Origin of the sequence: Mycobacterium sp. ACS4054 (assembly GCF_001667275.1) — a bacterium.
Lineage (GTDB): Bacteria > Actinomycetota > Actinomycetes > Mycobacteriales > Mycobacteriaceae > Mycobacterium.
Genome location: NZ_LZHV01000054.1, coordinates 1 through 20,170, shown reverse-complemented (window position 1 = coordinate 20,170; position 20,170 = coordinate 1). Strand labels below are relative to the sequence as shown.

The 20,170-nt window shown below is 70.2% G+C and carries 20 protein-coding genes; 13 read left to right on the top strand and 7 right to left on the bottom strand.

Translation table 11 applies throughout. The features are described 5' to 3' along the window. Window positions 1-51: 51 nt before the first annotated feature. The 3 genes from hypB to A5730_RS14985 form a co-directional block, all read right to left on the bottom strand. A complete protein-coding gene (gene hypB / locus A5730_RS14995; RefSeq protein WP_067901700.1) occupies window positions 52-822 on the bottom strand; it encodes a hydrogenase nickel incorporation protein HypB in 771 nt (256 codons plus the stop codon). Window positions 823-850: 28 nt separating this feature from the next. Beyond that, a complete protein-coding gene (locus tag A5730_RS14990; RefSeq protein WP_055400412.1) occupies window positions 851-1,186 on the bottom strand; it encodes a hydrogenase maturation nickel metallochaperone HypA in 336 nt (111 codons plus the stop codon). Window positions 1,187-1,259: 73 nt separating this feature from the next. Then, on the bottom strand, window positions 1,260-2,375 hold the full coding sequence (locus A5730_RS14985; RefSeq protein ID WP_067901697.1) for a HoxN/HupN/NixA family nickel/cobalt transporter: 1,116 nt from the start codon (window positions 2,373-2,375) through the stop codon (window positions 1,260-1,262). 155 nt (window positions 2,376-2,530) lie between these two features. Here A5730_RS14985 and A5730_RS14980 point away from each other — a divergent pair, with 155 nt between their 5' ends. After that, window positions 2,531-2,995 carry a Fur family transcriptional regulator gene (locus tag A5730_RS14980; protein WP_067815479.1) on the top strand — a complete coding sequence of 155 codons (465 nt, stop codon included), beginning with the start codon at window positions 2,531-2,533 and terminating at the stop codon, window positions 2,993-2,995. Between the two features lie 7 nt (window positions 2,996-3,002). On the opposite strand, the gene mtr is transcribed toward A5730_RS14980, so the two are convergent. Next, window positions 3,003-4,391, bottom strand: a complete 1,389-nt coding sequence (mtr, locus tag A5730_RS14975) for a mycothione reductase (RefSeq protein ID WP_067901694.1) — start codon at window positions 4,389-4,391, stop codon at window positions 3,003-3,005. 4 nt (window positions 4,392-4,395) lie between these two features. Beyond that, window positions 4,396-5,409 carry an alpha/beta hydrolase gene (locus A5730_RS14970; RefSeq protein WP_231994690.1) on the bottom strand — a complete coding sequence of 338 codons (1,014 nt, stop codon included), beginning with the start codon at window positions 5,407-5,409 and terminating at the stop codon, window positions 4,396-4,398. A gap of 110 nt (window positions 5,410-5,519) precedes the next feature. Here A5730_RS14970 and mqo point away from each other — a divergent pair, with 110 nt between their 5' ends. From mqo to A5730_RS14930, 8 genes are all read left to right on the top strand, one after another. Continuing rightward, window positions 5,520-7,022, top strand: a complete 1,503-nt coding sequence (gene mqo / locus A5730_RS14965; RefSeq protein WP_082946845.1) for a malate dehydrogenase (quinone) — start codon at window positions 5,520-5,522, stop codon at window positions 7,020-7,022. Further along, window positions 7,019-7,498: a GNAT family N-acetyltransferase gene (locus tag A5730_RS14960; RefSeq protein WP_067901688.1), complete on the top strand. Its 480-nt coding sequence runs from the start codon at window positions 7,019-7,021 to the stop codon at window positions 7,496-7,498. Before mqo ends, A5730_RS14960 begins: the two co-directional genes overlap by 4 nt. Next, the gene (locus A5730_RS14955; protein WP_067901685.1) at window positions 7,495-9,330 is read left to right on the top strand and encodes a magnesium chelatase subunit D family protein; all 1,836 of its coding nucleotides are present in this window, start codon (window positions 7,495-7,497) and stop codon (window positions 9,328-9,330) included. Before A5730_RS14960 ends, A5730_RS14955 begins: the two co-directional genes overlap by 4 nt. A 15-nt stretch (window positions 9,331-9,345) precedes the next feature. Next, window positions 9,346-9,960 (top strand): cob(I)yrinic acid a,c-diamide adenosyltransferase, encoded by a 615-nt coding sequence (cobO, locus tag A5730_RS14950; RefSeq protein ID WP_067901682.1) that lies wholly within the window; start codon window positions 9,346-9,348, stop codon window positions 9,958-9,960. Further along, window positions 9,957-11,333 carry a cobyrinate a,c-diamide synthase gene (locus A5730_RS14945; RefSeq protein ID WP_067901679.1) on the top strand — a complete coding sequence of 459 codons (1,377 nt, stop codon included), beginning with the start codon at window positions 9,957-9,959 and terminating at the stop codon, window positions 11,331-11,333. Before cobO ends, A5730_RS14945 begins: the two co-directional genes overlap by 4 nt. Window positions 11,334-11,400: 67 nt before the next feature. Then, complete coding sequence (gene cobA, locus A5730_RS14940; protein ID WP_067901676.1) at window positions 11,401-12,606, top strand: uroporphyrinogen-III C-methyltransferase; 1,206 nt, start codon at window positions 11,401-11,403, stop codon at window positions 12,604-12,606. 33 nt (window positions 12,607-12,639) lie between these two features. Then, window positions 12,640-14,232, top strand: coding sequence for an MFS transporter (locus A5730_RS14935; protein ID WP_067901673.1), 1,593 nt, complete (start codon window positions 12,640-12,642; stop codon window positions 14,230-14,232). 121 nt (window positions 14,233-14,353) lie between these two features. Then, window positions 14,354-16,102: a proline--tRNA ligase gene (locus A5730_RS14930; protein WP_067901670.1), complete on the top strand. Its 1,749-nt coding sequence runs from the start codon at window positions 14,354-14,356 to the stop codon at window positions 16,100-16,102. 21 nt (window positions 16,103-16,123) lie between these two features. On the opposite strand, the gene A5730_RS14925 is transcribed toward A5730_RS14930, so the two are convergent. Both A5730_RS14925 and A5730_RS14920 read right to left on the bottom strand, forming a co-directional pair. After that, window positions 16,124-16,570, bottom strand: coding sequence for a ferritin-like domain-containing protein (locus A5730_RS14925; RefSeq protein ID WP_055400388.1), 447 nt, complete (start codon window positions 16,568-16,570; stop codon window positions 16,124-16,126). Further along, window positions 16,567-17,103 (bottom strand): hypothetical protein, encoded by a 537-nt coding sequence (locus A5730_RS14920; RefSeq protein WP_067901873.1) that lies wholly within the window; start codon window positions 17,101-17,103, stop codon window positions 16,567-16,569. Before A5730_RS14920 ends, A5730_RS14925 begins: the two co-directional genes overlap by 4 nt. A gap of 204 nt (window positions 17,104-17,307) precedes the next feature. Between A5730_RS14920 and rimP the strand changes: the two genes are divergently transcribed. From rimP to A5730_RS14905, 4 genes are all read left to right on the top strand, one after another. Next, on the top strand, window positions 17,308-17,835 hold the full coding sequence (gene rimP, locus A5730_RS14915) for a ribosome maturation factor RimP (protein ID WP_067901666.1): 528 nt from the start codon (window positions 17,308-17,310) through the stop codon (window positions 17,833-17,835). Then, entirely contained in the window at window positions 17,832-18,887 is a 1,056-nt protein-coding gene (gene nusA, locus A5730_RS14910) for a transcription termination factor NusA (protein WP_067901663.1), read from the top strand. Before rimP ends, nusA begins: the two co-directional genes overlap by 4 nt. 94 nt (window positions 18,888-18,981) lie before the next feature. Continuing rightward, window positions 18,982-19,365, top strand: coding sequence for a YlxR family protein (locus A5730_RS24375; protein WP_197281099.1), 384 nt, complete (start codon window positions 18,982-18,984; stop codon window positions 19,363-19,365). Between the two features lie 63 nt (window positions 19,366-19,428). Further along, on the top strand, window positions 19,429-20,170 hold a 742-nt coding region (locus A5730_RS14905), incomplete at its 3' end, for a translation initiation factor IF-2 N-terminal domain-containing protein (RefSeq protein WP_197506264.1).

Below are 20,170 nucleotides of genomic sequence, written 5' to 3'. Positions count from 1 at the left end.
AGGGCGCACCGGAGGGCCCCGGCCTCATGCGAAATCCTTGCAAGTAGAGCGCTAGCCCGGCGGCTCCGCGGCGAAGCGTCGCAGCCACCCGAACCACGCGCCCATCCCGGCGCCGGTGCGCGCGCTGAGCGGCAGGATGGTCGCCGTCGCGTTGACCTTGCGCACGTGCTCGATGTAGGTGTCGACGTCGACGTCGAGGTGGGGGACCAAGTCAATCTTGTTGAGCAGCACCACGTCCACCGACCGGAACATCACCGGATACTTCAGTGGCTTGTCCTCGCCCTCGGTCACGGAGTACACCATGGCCTTGGCGTGCTCGCCGACGTCGAACTCCGCCGGGCAGACCAGGTTGCCGACGTTCTCGATGATCACCAGGTCGAGCGCGGCCAGGTCGAGGCCGGGAAGCGCGCGGTTGACCATCGGCGCGTCGAGGTGGCATTCGCCGCCAAAACCGTTGCTGGTGTTGAGCAGTGACACCTGGGCGCCGCGACCGCTGAGCTTGGCCGCGTCCAGATCGGTGGCGATGTCACCCTCGATCACCCCGATCGCGAGTTCCCCGGCCAGCTCGTCGAGCGTGGCCTGCAGGACGGTCGTCTTGCCCGATCCCGGCGAGCTCATCAGGTTGAGGGTGCGCACCCCATTGGTCTCGAATGCCGTCCGGTTGGCATCGGCGAGGAGGTCGTTCTCGGCGAAGATGGCCTCCAGCACGTCGACGCGTTGCCTGCCGGTCCGGTACCCGCCGTGGTCGCCGTGCTGGTGATCCGGATCGTCGTGGTCGTGGGTGTGCACGGTTCCGTCGTCGTGCCGGTGAAATCTGCCCATGGTCAAATCCGTTCGGAACGGTCGCTTTTCACGAGACGTCCAGGGACGTCACCAAGAACTCGTTGCCCTGCAACACCTCGACGTCGGAGCTGTCGCACCGCGGGCACCAGATGGACCAGGCCGACGTGATCTCCGATCGCCGGCCGCACGCGCGGCAGCGCACCTCGGCCCCCACGCACTCGAGTTCCAGCTCGGCCTCCGGCATGTTCTCGGCGTCGCGCACCAGCGTCCAGCAGAACGACAGCGACTCGGGCACCACCTGGCGAAGCGCCCCGATCCGCACCCGCACCACGTCCACGTGCCGACCGTCGGCGTGCGTCTTGGCCACACCGGCGATCGCTTCGCACAGCGACAGCTCATGCACCGCCGACCACCTTCGTCCGCGCCAGGCCCATGAGCACTGTTCTACACCCGAACGGCCCCGGAACGCAGCGGTGTCAAGAGGCAGCCCACTTCTGTTCGAGGCGACCGTAGCGCCAGACCAGCACCGCCACCGCCCAGGTGACGACGAAGGCGCCCACCACGAAATAGCCGACGGTGTTGAGATCCAGCCCGCCGATCCAGCTCCAGAACGCCCCCCGCCAGCCGAACTGCTCGGCGAACAGGGCTAGTAGTTCGACGCTGCCGATCACCAACGCGACGAGGACCGACAGCGCGGTGATGGTGATGTTGTAGTAGATCTTGCGCACCGGGTTGGAAAAGGCCCAGCCGTACGCGAAGTTCATGAACGAGCCGTCGATGGTGTCCAGCAGGCACATGCCGGCGGTGAACAGCACCGGCAGGCACACGATGGCGTACCACGGCAACCCGGCGGCCGCGCTGCTGCCGGCCAGGACCAGCAGCGCGATCTCGGTGGCGGTGTCGAAGCCGAGCCCGAACAGCACCCCGACCGGATAGGAGTGCCACGACTTGGTGATCGATGTGGTGAAGCGGCCGAGGAATCGGTTCATCAGTCCGCGGTCGTTGAGCTGCCGCTCGAGTTCGGCCCCGTCGGTGTCGGGGTCGTAGTCACCGCGACGCAGCCGGGCGAACACCCGCAGGATGCCCACCAGCACAACCACGTTGAGGAGGGCGATCACGTAGAGGAAGACCCCGGAGACGCCGGTGCCGATCAGCCCCGTGTAGTGGTGCAGCGCGGACGAGTCGTCGCGCACCGGTCCGACGATCGTCTTGACCCCGGACGCCAGCAGGACCGCCAGCCCGAAGACCACGGTGGAATGGCCCAGCGAGAAGAAGAATCCCACCGCCAGGGGTCGTTGCCCGTCGTTCATCAGCTTGCGCGTGGTGTTGTCGATGGCGGCGATGTGGTCGGCGTCGAACGCGTGCCGCAGGCCAAGGGTGTAGGCCGTCAGCCCGACGCCGACGCCAAATGCCTTGCCGCCGAGGCTGAATTGCGCGGGGGCCACCAGGGCCACCAAGGTGAACCAGCCGATCACGTGGAGCGCGACGACGACCGCCGCCATCGCCGCGAGCCGCCACCACTCCGCCGGCGTCAACGCGTCGCGAAGCTTGGCCGTCCATGACGGGCGCCCGTCGAGCTCGGTGCTGGCCACTGGATTCCTTCCAGCGTCGGGCGGGGGAACCGACGGCACGACTGTATGTGCCGCCGTCGGCCAGATGCAAGCGGGTCGCAGGAATCGAGACGGGGGGTACCGGCGAATTCGGCCGAAAACTGGCGCGGCCGGTGTGGCGGCGCGACACTGAACGGGTGACGCCCAAGCCAGCGGCACTCGACCCGTCGGTCACCGCCCGGATCGGCGATCTGCTGCGCGCGCGGGGGCTGCGGCGGATGTCGTCGCGAATCCAGGTGCTGGCCGTGCTCGAGCCGGTCGACGGGCACCTGCCGGTGGCAGAGATCCACAAGCGGGTGCGGGCCTGCCTGCCGCACGGCGCCCACGCCCCCGACGTGGCGACCATCTATCGCACGGTGACCACCCTGGTCGAGCAGAAAGTGCTGCACGCCTTGACCGTCGACGGCGGTGTCACCACTTACGGGATGGCCACCGCGCCGCACCATCACGCCGTCTGCACCGAATGCGGCGCGATCATCGAGGTGCCCGCCCGCCAGCTCAGTTCGGCGCTCGAACACGCGATGGCGGGCAGTTCCTTCGCGCTGTCCGAGGCGGCGGGCCTGACGCTGCACGGCCTGTGCCCGCAGTGTCAGCGGCGCTGAGCTCGGTCTACTGGTGGCGACCCAAATCCAGTAGCGCGTTCTCGACCACTTCGGGCAGCGCCGGGTGGATCCAGTACTGGCCGCGGGCCATCTCCGGAGCGGTCAACCCGAAGCTCATCGCCTGAATCAGCGGCTGGATGATCGAGGATGCCTGCGGGCCCATGATGTGCGCGCCGAGCAAGCAGCCGGTGTTGCGCTCGGCGATGAGCTTCACTATCCCGGTGGTGTCCTCCATCGCCCAGCCGTAGGCGACGTCGCCGTAATCGTGGATCGCGACCGAGATGTCGAATCCCCTTGCCATCGCCTGTGTTTCGGTCAGACCGACGGCCGCCAGCTGCGGATCGGTGAACACCGCCGACGGCACGTAGCGGTGGTCGGTCCGCGCCATCGACTCGGTGTCGTCCCAGTCGCAGAACAGGTTGTGCTGAACGACGCGGGCCTCGTGGTTGGCGACGTGCTTGAGCTGGTAGGGCGAGCTGACGTCGCCGAGGGCGAAAACGCCACGGGCCGAGGTGCGTTGGTACTCGTCGACCACCACCCGGCCGTCCTCGACGTCGACGCCGGCCTGTTCGGCGTCCAGCAGGTCGGCGTTGGACAACCGGCCCGTTGCGACCAGCAGCAGGTCGGCGTGCAGCGTCGACCCGTCGTCGAGTCGCAACGCGACGCCGGAGCCTTCGTTGCTGCCGCCCACGACATTGCGGTGCATGCGCAGCTCCCATTTGGCGGCGGCGATGCGGGTGAAGCGTTTGCAGATGGTGTCGTCGGAATTCCGCAGCATGGTGGCGCCTCTGCACACCAGCGTGACGCGCACGCCCAGAGAGGAGAACACGTGAGCGAATTCTGCTGCCACATAGCCGCTTCCGACGATGACGAGGTGCCCGGGCAGCTCGGCGATGCGCATGATCGTGTCGCTGGTGTGATAGGCGACGCCGCAGTCGAGGATCGCCGGCGGGATCACCGGCCGCGACCCCGCCGCGATCACCACCCGGTCGGCGGTGAATTCGTCGCCGGCGTCGGTGCGCAACAGGTAGCGCCCGTCGGGCTGAACCGGCCCGAACCGGGTGTGCTGGCCGTACAGGTCGACGTTGGGTGATGAGCGGCGGTAGTCTTCGCCGCTCATCGAGATCGGATCGATGCGTCCGAAGATGCGCGAGACGATGTCGTCCCAGCGCACCCCGTCGATGTGCGCGTCGACCCCGTAGCGCGCCGCGCCGCGGATCGTCGTGGCCACTTCGGCGGCGTAGACGAACATCTTAGTCGGGATGCAGCCCACGTTCAGGCAGGTGCCGCCGAAGGTGCCGTGCTCGCACAGCGCCGTTCGCATCTCCTTGAATCTATCGTCGAAAATGCTGTTGCCCGAACCGGTCCCGATGATCGCGAGGTCGTATGTCTCCATCTCCTCACCCCCGCTTCGATGGCTGGGTGCGATCGGCGTTGAGGTACTCGTCCAGCCAGCGGTCAAGCTGGCGATAGGCCGCCTCCCGCGGCCCCGGCAGCGAAAGGAAGACATCGTGTTTGGCGTCGCCGATCGGGACGACGGTGCTGCGATTCCCGATGCACCCGGCCCACCGGGCGATCTGGCTGACGTCGAGAACCGCGTCACCGCTTTGCATGGACGCCGCGTCGCTGGTTTCCCGCACGGTGTGATCCGAACGCAGGATCAGGTTGGGCACCCCGACGTCCAGCCCGCGGTGCAGCCGGACCTGGCCGCGGCGGACGGCGTGCAGCCAACCGAGCGTGATGGGAAAGCCGCCCACCGGTTTCCACTGCAGGTTGTAATCGAACTCGCCGTAATAGTCGCGGTGCAGGGTGGTGCCGTAGCCGCCCTCGGTGGGCGAACGCACCACGCCCTTGGACCGCACCCGGGACAGCCCCGCGATCAGCGTCGACGTCACCGACAGGCGCAGCACCGCGGGCCCGTGCAGGTCCAGGAAGGGGCTGTTGAGCACCAAGCCCGCGATGCCGGCGTGGGCCGCGGCGTCGCGCCGGCGGAGCCGGTCCAGCCACAGCGACACGATGAGCCCGCCGGCGGAATGGCCGTACACCAGGACCTTGGCGGGCCGCTCCTCTTCGCGGATGACCGCCAGCGCTTGCCCGAGCTCGGCGTCGTAGTCGTCGAGGTTGGTGATGAAGTGCGGCGTCTGGCCGTCGCGGCGCGACCGTCCGCATTTCTGTAGGTCCAGCGCGTAGAAGGCGAAGCCCCGGTCGGCGAAGTGATCGGCCAGCGCCGTGTGGAAGAAGTAGTCGGTGTAGCCGTGCACGGCGAGCACCGCATGGCCGGTCCCGTGGGGACCGGTCGGCTCGCCGCGCCGGATCAGCGTCGCGACGATCTCGCCCTCACCGACCGGGTCGGGCCCGAGCGGGATGGTGCGCTGCCAATAACCGGGCAGGACATCGGGCACCCAGCCAGTCACGAGGCCAGCTTAGAGGTTTTGCTGGTCGCGGGGAGGCGCATGCCGGTCGTGCCCGGTTCGCCTCGGGATAGCCTGGGGACCGGCACAGTCGAGGAAAGGACCGGGAGCAGGTGTCGTCGTTAGCCCGAACCGCACGGACGGACGTCGTGCTGGTGGGCGCGGGCATCATGAGCGCCACCCTGGGCGCGTTGCTGCGGCGGCTGCAGCCCGACTGGTCGATGACGATCGTCGAACGGCTGGACGCCGTCGCCGCCGAAAGCAGCAGCCCCTGGAACAACGCCGGCACCGGGCACTCCGCGCTGTGCGAGCTCAACTACACCCCGCAAAACCCGGACGGCTCTATCGACATCACCAAAGCGGTGCGCATCAACGAGCAGTTCCAGGTGAGCCGGCAATTCTGGGCCTACGCCGTCGAGAACGGGATCCTGACCGACACCGACTTCCTCAACCCGCTCCCACACGTGAGTTTCGTGCGCGGGGCGCAGGGCGTCGACTTTCTGCGGCGCCGGCAGCGGGCCCTCGCGGCCAACCCGCTCTTCGCCGGCACCGAATTCATCGACGACCCGCAAGAGTTCGCCCGCCGGCTACCGTTCATGGCCGCCAGGCGCGACTTCACCGAACCGACCGCGCTCAACTGGGCGCCCCACGGCACCGACGTCGACTTCGGCGCGCTGGCCCGCCAGCTCGTCGGCTTCTGCGTGCAGGGCGGCGCGACCGCGCTGTTCGGCCACGAGGTCCGCGATCTGACCCGCCGGCCGGACGGCGGCTGGACCCTGCGGCTCCGCAATCGCCGCACCGGCGAAAAACACCGGCTGGAAGCCAAATTCGTCTTCGTCGGAGCCGGCGGCGACGCGCTGCCGCTGTTGCAGAAGTCGGGCATCAAGGAGGTCAGGGGCTTCGCCGGATTCCCCATCGGCGGCCGGTTCCTGCGCACCGACAACCCGGCGCTCACCGCCGCGCACCGGGCCAAGGTGTACGGCGTTCCGGCGGCGGGCGCCCCACCGCTCGGCGCGCTGCACCTGGACCTCCGGTTCGTCAACGGCAAGTCGTGGCTGGTGTTCGGGCCCTTCGCCGGTTGGTCACCGAAGTTCTTGAAACACGGCCGTCTTTCGGACCTGGCCCGCTCGGTGAAACCGGACAACGCGGTGTCCATGCTCGGTGTCGGCCTCACCCAGCTGACGCTGGTGAGGTACCTGATCGGCCAGCTGCGGCTGTCCGAACCCGATCGGATCGACGCCCTACGCGAATTCGCGCCCAGCGCAACCGATTCGGATTGGGAGTTGACCGTGGCCGGTCAACGCGTGCAGGTGATTCGGCGGGACCGCGGCAAGGGGGGCGTGCTGGACTTCAGCACCACCGTGCTGGCGGATGCCGATGGCACCATCGCCGGGCTGCTGGGGGGCTCCCCGGGGGCGTCGACGGCGGTGGCGGCCATGCTCGAGGTGCTTGCGCGCTGCTTCGCCGACCGCTATCCGTCCTGGCTGCCCGCGCTCAAGGAGATGGTGCCGTCGCTGGGGGTCGAGCTGTCTCGCGAACCGGCGCTGTACGACGAGGTGTGGTCCTGGGGCACCGAGGCGTTGCGGTTGAAGTCCGATTCGGGGGTTCGGTCATGAGTGAGGCGTTGCGTCGGTCTTGGGCCAAAGACCTTGGCGCCCGGACCCTTTACGAGCTGCTCAAGCTTCGGGTGGAGGTGTTCGTGGTGGAGCAGGCGTGCCCATACCCGGAGTTGGACGGGCGCGACCTGCTCGCCGAGACGCGGCACTTCTGGCTGGAGACGCCCGACGGCGAGGTGATCTGCACGCTGCGGTTGATGGAGGAGCACGCTGGCGGTCAGAAGGCGTTCCGGATCGGCCGGTTGTGCACCAAGCGCAGCGCGCGCGGACAGGGACACACGACCCGGCTGCTGCGTGCCGCCCTGGCCGAGGTGGGCGACTACCCGTGCCGGATCGACGCGCAGACCTACCTGGCCGACATGTACGCCCAGCACGGGTTCGTCCGCGCCGGTGAGGATTTCGTCGACGACGGGATTCCGCACGTGCCGATGCTCAAGCCTGCACGCCCCGGCTCCGGCCTGACGGAGCTGCCGTGAAGCCGTATCCGTTCAGCGCGATCGTCGGGCACGACCAGCTGCGCCTGGCGCTGCTGTTGTGCGCGGTGCGCCCGGAGATCGGCGGCGCGCTCATCCGCGGCGAGAAGGGCACGGCCAAGTCGACGGCGGTGCGCGGCCTGGCGGCGCTGCTCTCGGCGGCCACCGGCGGCGAGGGCGCCGGCCTGGTCGAAATGCCGCTCGGCGCAACCGAAGACCGGGTGATCGGTTCGCTGGACCTGCAGCGGGTGCTGCGTGACGGCGAGCACGCGTTCTCGCCGGGGCTGCTGGCCCGCGCGCACGGCGGCGTGCTCTACGTCGACGAGGTCAACCTGCTGCACGACCATCTGGTGGACGTGCTGCTCGACGCCGCGGCCATGGGCCGCGTGCACATCGAACGCGACGGCATCTCCCATTCGCATGAGGCGCGCTTCGTGCTGATCGGCACCATGAATCCGGAGGAGGGCGAGCTGCGTCCGCAGCTGCTGGACCGGTTCGGTCTGACCGTCGACGTGCACGCGTCGCGCGATGTCGACGTGCGGGTGGAGGTGGTCCGGCAGCGGATGGCCTACGAGGCCGACCCGGATGGGTTCGCCGAGCGGTACGCCGACGCCGAGGCGCAGCTGGCCCGGCGCATCGCCGACGCGCGGGCCCTGGTCGCCGACGTGGCGTTGCCCGACAACGAGTTACGGCGCATCGCCGCGGTCTGCGCGGCGTTCGACGTGGACGGGATGCGGGCCGATCTGGTGGTGGCCCGCACCGCCGCCGCGCATGCCGCGTGGCGCGGGGTGAAGTCCGTCGAAGAGCAGGACGTCCGGGTGGCCGCCGAGCTGGCGTTGCCGCATCGGCGCCGCCGCGACCCGTTCGACGACCCGGGCATCGACCGTGATCAGCTCGACGAGGCGCTGGCGCAAGCCGGCGACGACGATCCGGATCCCGAGCCCGACCCGTCGGGCGGGGGAGGGGCCGCCGAGGACATTGCGCCGCAAGGTGATTCGCGACCGGCGTCCAAGCCGCAGCCGCCGCGTCCCAGCGCGCCGCCGTCGCAGACCTTCCGCGCCCGGGCCCTGACGGTGCCCGGGGTCGGCGCGGGCGCGCCCGGGCGGCGGTCGCGGGCCCGCAACGCGACCGGCCGCGTGATCGCGGCCGCCGACGGCGACGACACGGGTTCCGGCGCGCAGGGGCTGCACCTGTTCGCCACCGTGCTCTCGGCCGCCGAGCGCTCCGGCGCCGGGCCGTTGCGGCCGGGTCCGGACGACGTGCGCCGCGCGATCCGTGAGGGGCGCGAAGGCAACCTGGTCATCTTCGTCGTGGACGCGTCGGGCTCGATGGCTGCGCGCGACCGCATGGCCGCGGTGAGCGGCGCGACGTTGTCACTGCTGCGCGACGCGTACCAGCGCCGCGACAAGGTCGCCGTGATCACGTTCCGCCAGCAGGAGGCGCGGTTGCTGCTGCCGCCGACGTCGTCGGCGCACATCGCCGGGCGGCGACTGGCCCGATTCGACACCGGCGGCAAGACCCCACTGGCCGAAGGACTGCTAGCCGCGCGTGAGCTGATCGTCCGCGAGAAGGCCCGCGACCGGGCAAGGCGCGCCCTGGTGGTGGTGCTCACCGACGGTCGGGCCACCGCGGGGCCGGACCCGTTGCGCCGCAGCAACATCGCGGCGGCTCGGCTGGTATCCGAAGGCGCCGCCGCGGTGGTCGTGGACTGCGAGACGTCCCATGTGCGGCTGGGTCTGGCCGAGCAACTGGCCCGCCGGCTCGGTGCGCCGGCGGTGCGGCTCGAGCAGTTGCACGCGGACTCCCTGACGCGCGCGGTGCGCGGCGCGGCCTGAGAAAGGTATTCGCCGATGCCACAAGGCCGCCCCCAACAGGTGCCCGACGACGGGCTGAGCACCAAGGCCCGGCGCAACACCCCGGTGCTGGCGGTGCACACCGGCCCCGGCAAGGGGAAATCGACGGCCGCGTTCGGAATGGCGTTGCGGGCGTGGAACGTCGGGCTTTCCGTCGCGGTCTTCCAGTTCGTCAAGAGCGCCAAATGGAAGGTGGGCGAGGAGTCGGCCTTCGCGCAACTCGGCCGCGTGCACGACGAGCACCGAATCGGCGGGCCCGTCGAATGGCACAAGATGGGCGCGGGGTGGTCCTGGTCGCGCAAGGCGGGCAGCGAACTCGACCACGCGGCGGCGGCCGCCGACGGGTGGGCCGAGATCTCGCGCCGGCTGGCCGAGCAGCGCCACGACTTCTACGTGCTCGACGAGTTCACCTACCCGCTGAAGTGGGGATGGGTGGACGTCGACGAGGTGGTGGACGTGCTGCTGGCGCGGCCCGGCCACCAGCACGTGGTCATCACCGGGCGCGATGCCCCGCAGCGGTTGATCGAGGCGGCCGACCTGGTGACCGAGATGACGAAGATCAAGCACCCGATGGACGCGGGCCGCAAGGGGCAGAAGGGCATCGAGTGGTGAGTGTCCCCGCGGTGGTCGTCGCCGCACCGGCGTCGGGCAGCGGAAAGACCACCGTCGCAACGGGATTGATCGGCGCCCTGCGGCGCGCCGGTCATGCCGTGGCGCCGTTCAAGGTCGGCCCGGATTTCATCGACCCCGGTTATCACGGCCTGGCCGCCGGGCGCCCCGGCCGCAACCTGGACCCGGTGCTGGTCGGCGAGAGCCTCGTCGGCCCGCTGTACGCCCACGGCGCCGACGGCGCGGACATCGCAGTGATCGAAGGCGTGATGGGCCTCTTCGACGGGCGGATCGGTCCCGCCACCGCCGGCCCCGCGGAGGGGTCCACCGCCCACGTGGCCGGCCTGTTGGGCGCGCCGGTCATCCTGGTGGTCGACGCACGCGGCCAGAGCCACAGCATCGCCGCACTGCTGCACGGCTTTTCGACGTTCGATGCCGCGACGCGGGTCCGCGGCGTGATCCTCAACCGCGTCGGCTCGGCCCGGCACGAACAGGTGTTGCGGCAGGCCTGCGAGCAGTCGGGCGTCGCGGTGCTGGGCGCGATTCCGCGCACCGCCGAATTGGAGCTCCCGACAAGGTATTTGGGCCTGGTGACAGCGGTGGAGTACGGGCGGCGGGCGCGGCTCGCGGTCGAGGCGATGACCGACCTGGTGGCGCGCCATGTCGACCTGACGGCCGTGGCGGCGGTGGCGGCGAGCCGCCCCGGCCCTGCGTGGGACCCGGCGACGGCGGCGGGCGAGGCTCCCGGCGCGCGGGCCACCGTGGCGATGGCGGCGGGAAAGGCGTTCAGCTTCGGCTACGCCGAGCATGCCGAGTTGCTTCAGGCCGCGGGTGCCGAGGTGGTCGAATTCGACCCGCTGGCCGACCCGTTGCCGGACGGCACGGACGCGGTGCTGCTGCCCGGCGGGTTTCCGGAACAGTTCACCGCGGAGCTCTCGGCCAACGACGTCGTGCGCCGGCAGATCAACGAGCTGGCCGCCGCCGGCGCGCCCATTCACGCCGAATGCGCCGGCCTCATCTACCTGGCCACCGAACTCGACGGCTACCCGATGTGCGGCGTGCTGGCCGGGTCGGCGCGGTTCACGCCGCACCTGACGCTGGCCTATCGCGACGCCGTGGCCGTCGCCGATTCGCCGCTGTATCGCGCCGGACAGCGCGCGGTCGGGCACGAATTCCACCGCACCGCAGTCACTTTCACCGATAGCTACCAGCCCGCCTGGGTGTACCGGGGTGCCGGGGTGGACGCCGTGCGCGACGGCGTGGTGTACGGCGGCGTGCACGCGTCGTATCTGCACACCCACCCGGCTGCCGCGCCGGAAGCGGTCTCGCGGTTCGTCGCGCACGCCGCCGCCCGCCGCGGCGGCGATCGCCACTAGTTCTGATGGTGGCGACCCGCAGCGCCCGGCGTCCCGCCGCGCTCGCGATCGCCACTAGGCTTGCCCGGTGACCGAGAACGCCTACCTCGCCGGACTGCGGCTGGCCGGCAAGAAGGTCGTCGTGGTCGGCGGCGGCTCGGTCGCCCAACGCCGGCTGCCCCTGCTGATCGCCAGCGGCGCGGACGTTCACGTCATCTCCCGCAGCGCCACCAGGTCGGTCGAGGCGATGACCGGAATCACGTTGTCCCTGCGCGAATACCGCGACGGTGACCTCGACGGGGCCTGGTACGCGATCGCCGCCACCAACGACCCGGAAGTGAACGCGGCCGTCGTCGCCGAGGCCGAACGCCGCCACCTCTTCTGCGTCCGCGCCGACATCGCCGTGGAGGGGACCGCGGTGACCCCGGCGTCCTTCCGTTATGAGGGGTTATCGGTCGGGGTGCTGGCCGGCGGCGAGCACCGCCGCTCCGCGGCAATCCGCTCGGCCATCCGGGAGGCGCTGCAGACCGGGGTCATCACCGTGGACAGCGCGGTGACCTCCGACGTCGTGCGCGGCGGGGTGGCGCTCGTCGGCGGCGGCCCCGGCGACCCCGAACTGATCACGGTGCGCGGGCGGCGCCTGCTGGCCCACGCCGACGTCGTCGTCGCCGACCGGCTCGCGCCACCGGAGCTGCTGGCCGAGCTGCCGCCGCACGTGGAGGTGATCGACGCGGCCAAGATCCCCTACGGGCGGGCGATGGCCCAGGACGCGATCAACGACGTCATGATCGAGCGGGCTCGGTCCGGAAAGTTCGTCGTCCGGCTCAAGGGCGGGGACCCGTTCGTCTTCGCCCGCGGCTACGAGGAAGTGCAGGCGTGCGTGGACGCCGGGATCCCGGTCATCGTGGTCCCGGGTGTGACAAGTGCCATAGGAGTGCCCGCCCTGGCGGGCGTTCCGGTTACGCATCGGGCGATAAATCACGAATTCGTCGTGGTCAGCGGGCATCTGGCGCCCGATCACCCCGAATCGTTAGTGAATTGGAATGCGCTGGCCGCATTGTCGGGCACCATCGTTTTGCTGATGGCCGTCGAACGCATCGAGCTTTTCGCCGACGCTTTGATAAAAGGTGGTCGACCTGCGGATACGCCGGTGTTGGTGGTCCAGCACGGCACGACGGCCGAACAGCAGACTTTGCGGGCCACCCTTGCCGACACGCCCGAAAAGATCCGCGCCGAGGGCATCCGACCTCCCGCGATCATCGTGATCGGGCCGGTGGCGGCCTTCGGGCTTTAAACGGATCTTAAGATTACTGTAAGGTAACCCTTTATGACGGCCCTCAACGACAGTGAGCGCGCGGTGCGGAAATTCGCGTCCGCGCGCCCCGATCGTCCGGCCCCGGTGCGCGCCGAGCGCCCGGCGGAGACCGCCTCCACGCGCCTCAGCAAGTACTACCCGGCCTGGCTGCCTTCGCGTCGCTTCATCGCGGCCGTGATCGCCATCGGCGGTATGCAGTTGCTGGCGACCATGGACAGCACCGTTGCCATCGTGGCGCTGCCTAGGATCCAGAACGAGCTGAGCCTCTCGGATGCCGGCCGCAGCTGGGTGATCACCGCGTATGTGCTCACCTTCGGCGGCCTGATGCTGTTGGGCGGCCGGCTGGGCGACACCATCGGACGCAAGCGCACCTTCATCGTCGGCGTCGCGCTGTTCACCATTTCCTCGGTGCTGTGCGCGGTCGCCTGGGACGAGGCGACGATGGTCATCGCGCGGCTCTCCCAGGGCGTCGGGTCGGCCATCGCCTCGCCGACGGGCTTGGCGCTCGTCGCGACCACGTTCCCCAAGGGCCCGGCCCGTAACTTCGCGACGGCGGTGTTCGCCGCGATGACGGCCATCGGTTCGGTGATGGGCCTGGTGGTCGGCGGGGCGCTGACCGAGGTGTCCTGGCGGCTGGCCTTCCTGGTGAACGTGCCGATCGGGCTGGTGATGATCTACCTGGCCCGCACCGCGCTGCGCGAGACCAACCGCGAGCGGATGAAGCTCGACGCCACCGGCGCCATGCTCGCCACCCTGGCGTGCACCGCCGCCGTCTACGCCTTCTCGATGGGACCGGAGAAGGGCTGGGTGTCGATCACCACCATCGCCTCGGGTGTCGTCGCGCTGGCCGCCGCGCTGGCCTTCGTCATCGTGGAGCGCACGGCCGAAAACCCCGTCGTCCCATTCAGTCTCTTCCGCGACCGCAACCGGCTGGTGACCTTCGCCGCGATCTTCCTGGCCGGCGGGCTGATGTTCAGCCTGACCGTCTGCATCGGCCTGTACGTGCAGGACATCCTCGGCTACAGCGCGCTGCGCGCGGGCGTCGGCTTCATTCCGTTCGTCATCGCGATGGGGATCGGCCTGGGCGTCTCCTCCCAGCTGGTGTCGCGGTTCTCGCCCCGGGTGCTGACGATCGGCGGCGGCGTCCTGCTGTTCTGGGCAATGCTTTACGGCTGGGCCTTCATGCACCGCGGCGTGCCCTATTTCCCCAACCTGGTGCTGCCGATCATCGTCGGCGGTATCGGCATCGGCATCTGCGTTGTCCCGCTGACGCTGTCGGCCATCGCCGGGGTCGGTTTCGACCAGATCGGCCCGGTGTCGGCGATCGCGTTGATGCTGCAGAGCCTCGGCGGACCGCTGGTGCTGGCCGTCATCCAGGCCGTGATCACCTCGCGCACGCTGTACCTGGGCGGCACCACCGGCCCGGTGAAGGTCATGAACGACCTCCAGTTGCATGCGCTCGATCAGGGCTATACCTACGGCCTGCTGTGGGTGGCCGGCGTGGCCGTCATCGTCGGCGGTGCGGCCCTGTTGATCGGCTACACGCCGGAGCAGGTGGCCCACGCGCAAGAGGTGAAGGAAGCGATCGACGCCGGCGAGCTGTAGCTCAACGGATTTCGCTTCTACGCCGTAGCGGGCGTGCCGTAGCGGGCCGGGAACCATGTGGTCCTCGCCCGACGTGAGCGCCCGCCATCGCTGAACCCCCGACCGGTTAGGCTGGCCCGCTGTGATCACCCGGATGTCCGAGCTGTTCTTGCGCACATTGCGCGACGACCCCGCCGACGCGGAAGTGCCCAGCCACAAACTGCTGATCCGGGCCGGCTACGTCCGGCCCGTGGCGCCCGGGTTGTACAGCTGGCTACCGCTCGGGCTGCGGGTGCTGCGCAGGATCGAAAAGATCGTCCGCGAGGAGATGAACGCCATCGGCGGGCAGGAGATCCTGTTCCCCGCCCTGCTGCCCCGTGCGCCGTACGAGACCACGAACCGGTGGACCGAATACGGCGACGGCGTGTTCCGGGTCAAGGACCGCCGGGGCAACGACTACCTGCTGGGGCCGACGCACGAGGAGGTGTTCACCCTGACCGTCAAGGGCGAATACAGCTCCTACAAAGACTTTCCGGTGCTGCTCTATCAGATCCAGAACAAGTACCGCGACGAGGCGCGGCCGCGGGCGGGCATCCTGCGGGTGCGCGAGTTCGTGATGAAGGACTCCTACTCCTTCGACATCGACGACGCCGGGCTCAAGGCTGCCTACCACGCGCACCGGGAGGCCTACCAGCGCATCTTCAATCGGCTCCAGGTGCGCTACGTGATCGTCTCCGCCGTGTCGGGGGCGATGGGCGGCAGCGCCTCCGAGGAGTTTTTGGCCGAAAGTCCGGTCGGTGAAGACACTTTCGTGCGCTGCCTGGAGTCCGGATATGCGGCCAACGTCGAGGCAGTCGTCACCGCGCGCCCGGAGGCCAAGCCCATCGAGGGGCTGCCCGAGGCGGTGGTCCACGACACCGGTGACACCCCGACCATCGCCACGCTGGTCGAGTGGGCCAACGCGGCCGACCTCGGCCGCACCGTCACCGCCGCCGACACCCTGAAGAACGTCTTGCTCAAGGTCCGCCAGCCGGGTGGGGAATGGGAGCTGCTGGCCATCGGGCTGCCCGGCGACCGCGAGGTCGACGACAAGAGGCTGGGCGCGGCGCTGGATCCGGCCGAGTACGCGTTGCTCGACGACGCCGACTTCCCCAAGTACCCGTTCCTGGTGAAGGGCTATATCGGTCCTAAGGCGTTGCGCGACAACGGCATTCGCTATCTCGTCGACCCGCGGGTGGTGGACGGCACCAGCTGGATCACCGGGGCGGACGAGAAGGGCCGCCACGTCGTCGGCCTGGTGGCCGGCCGGGATTTCACCGCCGACGGCACCATCGAGGCCGCCGAGGTGCGCGACGGCGATCCGTCGCCCGACGGCGCCGGCCCGGTGGTGTCGGCGCGGGGCATCGAGATCGCGCACATCTTCCAGCTCGGCCGCAAATACACCGACGCCTTCACCGCCGACGTGCTCGGTGAGGACGGCAAGCCGGTGCGGCTGACGATGGGCTCCTACGGGCTCGGGGTGTCGCGCATGGTGGCCGTCATCGCCGAGCAGCACCACGACGAGCTGGGCCTGCGCTGGCCGGCCTCGGTGGCGCCGTTCGACGTGCACCTGGTGATCGCCAACAAGGACGCGGACGCCCGCACCGGGGCGACCGCGCTGGCCGCCGACCTGGACCGGCTGGGCGTCGAGGTGCTGCTCGACGACCGGCAGGCCTCGCCCGGGGTCAAGTTCAAGGACGCCGAGTTGCTGGGCGTGCCGTGGATCCTGGTGGTGGGCCGCGGCTGGGGCAACGGCGTGGTCGAGCTGCGCGACCGCTTCAGCGGCGAGACGCGTGAGCTGGCCACCGGGCCGACGCTGGCCGCCGACGTCGCGGCCGCGCTGAGCGGGTAGCGCTCCAAACTCCTTGCGGCGCTAGTCGTTTCCTCCCGGGAAGCTCGTCGTGATGGGCCAGGCGCCCAGCACGCGGTTCCAGCGGGCGGCCATCACGGCGCTCTGCGTCAGCGCCGTCGCGGCGAACGCGCGGTCGTCGGCCGTCTCGGCGTGCTCGATCACCACCCGCCAGGCCGACGCGCAGTCGTTCTCCATCCGGGCGGCCAGGCGCGCCGCGTCCGCGGCGCTGCCGATCAGCATCGGCAGCTGGTAACCGGGGGCGGCGACCGGGGCGTTGACCTTGCGGGCGGTCAGCATCGCGATCACGTCGTCGCGGCGCTGGCGGTGCTGTAACAGGGCCTCCACCACCATGCCGTTCACGCTGGGCGGCGACAGCGCCGAGACCATGCCGTAGCCGTAGATCGTCGAGTGTTCGATGGCCAGCGCGTCGCACAATGCCGCGTTGTCGGCGTCCTTACCGGAGCTCATATCGACGGGCCCCCGGGCACCAGGGCGACCGTGTACGACGCCGTGCACGACGCGATGATCGACGCGAGCAGCCCCGCGCGGTAGCCGGATTCGCCCGCCACCAGGCGGCTGGCGCTGTCCGCCGAGGCACGCAACGCGTTGATCACGTCGGACACCGGGGGCGGGGGCGGCGGCGGACCCGCCGGTTCGGCCGCGCTCGGGCTCGGGGTGGCGGTCTCGCTCGTCGACGAGCTGGTGATCTTGCCGGCGGCCCGCGAGATCTCCGTGGACAGGGCGCGGGCGTGCGCGGCGCGCTGGCTGGCGACCACCGTCAGCGCGGCGGCTATCTGCGGCGGATTGCCGACGGCCGCCGCGGCCGCGCCGGCCAGCGCGCTGTCCTTGCGGGCCTGATCCAACGGGCCCAGCAACTCTTCGACGGCCGGGGGCTTGGGCGGGGACTCGCCGCAGGCGGAGGTGAGGGCCCCGAGCGCAGCCAGAGCCGCGCCGCCGGCGAGCACACCCCGCCGGTTGACGACGGGAACTGCGCTAGACACAAACACATCCTGCCATCGCTGCGGCGGTGGGTACGAAGCCAGGACGCGATCCGGCCGTCAGACGCGAATCCTGGCGTATCGTTGATAGCTGGCTCTCGCGGAACGGCAGCCCTCGCGTTCCGCCGGGACACTGGAGCCGCCCGCAAGCCAGCGGGGCGGCGACGCCCTCCAGCTGACCGGACAACTCAAGATGAGGAGCTCGCCGTGACCACCGGGCTACCTTCGCAGACGCAGGTGATCGAGCTACTCGGTGGAGAGTTCGCGCGCGCGGGATATGAGATCGAAGACGTGGTCATCGACGCCCGCACGCGCCCGCCGCGGATCATGGTCGTCGCCGACGGTGACAAAGCCCTTGACCTGGACACCATCGCGGACCTGTCACGCTCCGCGTCGACTTTGCTGGACGGCCTCGGCGGAATCCGGGACCGCTACGTCCTCGAGGTGAGTTCCCCGGGCGTGGAACGCCCGCTGACCAGCGAAAAGCACTTCCGTCGTGCCCGCGGCCGCAAGGTGGACGTCGACCTGGCGGACGGTTCCCGCATGACCGGCCGGGTCGGGGAGACCCGGGACCACGCCGTCGCGCTCGTGGTTCGCCAGGGCCGCGACTACACGGTGCGCGAAATTCCGCTCGCCGATATCGCCAAAGCCGTTGTCCAGGTGGAGTTTTCGCCGCCAGCCCAGGCGGAGTTGGAGCTCGCGGGCCGGGCCGACAGGACGGAGGCCGGAGCATGAACATCGACATGGCCGCGCTGCACGCCATCGAGGTGGATCGGGGCATTTCGGTCAACGAGCTGCTCGAGACAATCAAGTCGGCGCTGCTCACCGCCTACCGGCACACCGAGGGCCACCAGAACGACGCGCGCATCGAGATCGACCGCAAGACCGGTGTGGTGCGCGTCGTCGCCCGCGAGACCGACGACGACGGCAACGTGATCAGCGAATGGGACGACACCCCCGAGGGTTTCGGCCGCATCGCCGCGACCACCGCGCGTCAGGTCATGCTGCAGCGGTTCCGGGACGCCGAAAACGAGCGCACCTACGGCGAGTTCTCCACCCGCGAGGGCGAGATCGTCGCGGGCGTCATCCAGCGCGACAGCCGCGCCAACGCCCGCGGTCTGGTCGTGGTCCGAATGGGCACCGAGACCAAGGCGTCCGAGGGGGTCATCCCGGCCGCCGAACAGGTGCCCGGCGAAAGCTACGAGCACGGCAACCGGGTGCGCTGCTACGTGATCGGGGTGACCCGCGGGTCGCGCGAGCCGCTGATCACGCTGTCGCGGACGCACCCCAACCTGGTGCGCAAATTGTTCTCCCTCGAGGTCCCCGAGATCGCCGACGGTTCGGTCGAGATCGTGGCGGTGGCCCGCGAGGCCGGCCATCGCTCCAAGATCGCGGTGAAATCCAACGTCTCCGGCCTGAACGCGAAAGGGGCCTGCATCGGCCCGATGGGCCAGCGGGTCCGCAACGTGATGAGCGAGCTCTCCGGGGAGAAGATCGACATCATCGACTACGACGAAGACCCTTCCCGCTTCGTCGCCAACGCGTTGTCGCCGGCCAAGGTGGTGTCCGTGTCGATCATCGACCAGAACGCCCGGGCCGCCCGCGTGGTGGTGCCCGATTTCCAGCTTTCCCTGGCCATCGGCAAGGAGGGCCAGAACGCGCGGTTGGCGGCCCGGCTCACCGGGTGGCGCATCGACATCCGCGGCGATACGCCGGGTGCATCCGACGCGCATTCGCAGGCCCACCCCGAGCGCGGCGCCCCCCATCCGGGGGCGCACGACCGCTAGCGCGGCAAACCGACCGGACGGCCGCGTCGCCGGGGAGAGCGGCCCGCACCCTCGGGCGGTTCTGACCATCGGGTAAGTGACGCTAGACTGAGCCGTGATCCAGCGCGAACCTTCGGCACCCGAAACCAGGGCGCACAAATGTGTGGACGGACCAGTCCGCACGTGCGTCGGGTGCCGGAAGCGAGGGTTGGCCGTCGAACTGCTTCGCGTAGCGGCTGTGTCGGACGGGAACGGCGGATATGCCGTGATCGTCGACACCAGGAGTAGCCTGCCGGGGCGGGGTGCGTGGCTGCACCCCGAACCGCAGTGCGTGCAACAGGCGATTCGGCGGCGGGCTTTCACCAGAGCGCTGCGCATCGCCGGTTCCCCGGACGTGTCCGCGGTGGTCGAGCACCTAGAGTCACTAGGCGCACCCGATCCCCTCGGTACCAACAGAAGAGGCAGCAAAGAACATGAGCACACCGTGAAGTCCCGATGACAATGTGTCATAGCTAAACCGAGGCGCGGCCCCACGTCTGTCGCCTCATAGACAGGAGATGTAGTGGCAGGTAAGGCCCGCGTACACGAGTTGGCTAAGGAACTCGGTGTCACCAGCAAGGAAGTCCTCGCCCGGCTGAATGAACAGGGCGAATTCGTAAAATCCGCATCGTCGACGGTGGAGGCCCCCGTCGCTCGCCGGCTGCGCGAATCCTTCGGCGGCGGCAAGGCCGCCCCGGAGAAGACCGCGGCCAAGGCGGCCAAGTCCGGTTCGGGGGCGCCCGCCAGGGGCCCGGACAAGTCGCTCGACCAGGCGCTCGACAAGGCCATCGGTAACGGCGAGGCGAGCGGCGCGCCCGCCGCGACGGCGACCGCCGCCGCGCCGCCGTCCGGATCGACGGAAGCCCCCGCGCGCCCCGGCCCGGTGCCCGGCCGCCCCGCGCCCGGACAGCCGAAGCCGCCCGCGCCCGGGCAGCCGGCCGCCCAGCCCGGCCCCCAGCCGGGCATGACGCCCGGCCCGCGGCCCGGCCCGGCGCCGAAGCCCGGCGTGCGCACCCCGCGCGTCGGCAACAACCCGTTCTCTTCCGCGCAGCCCGTCGACCGGCCGATCCCGCGTCCGGTGCCCCGCCCCGGGGCGCCCCGGCCCGGCGGCGCGCGTCCGGGCGCCTCGCCCGGCAACATGCCGCCCCGTCCGGGCGGCGCCGCTGGTCAGGGCCGCCCCGCCCGGCCCGGCGCCCCGCGGCCCGGCGGTGGCCGCCCCGGCGGGCCCGGCGGTCGTGACGGCGGCGGCGGCAACTACCGCGGTG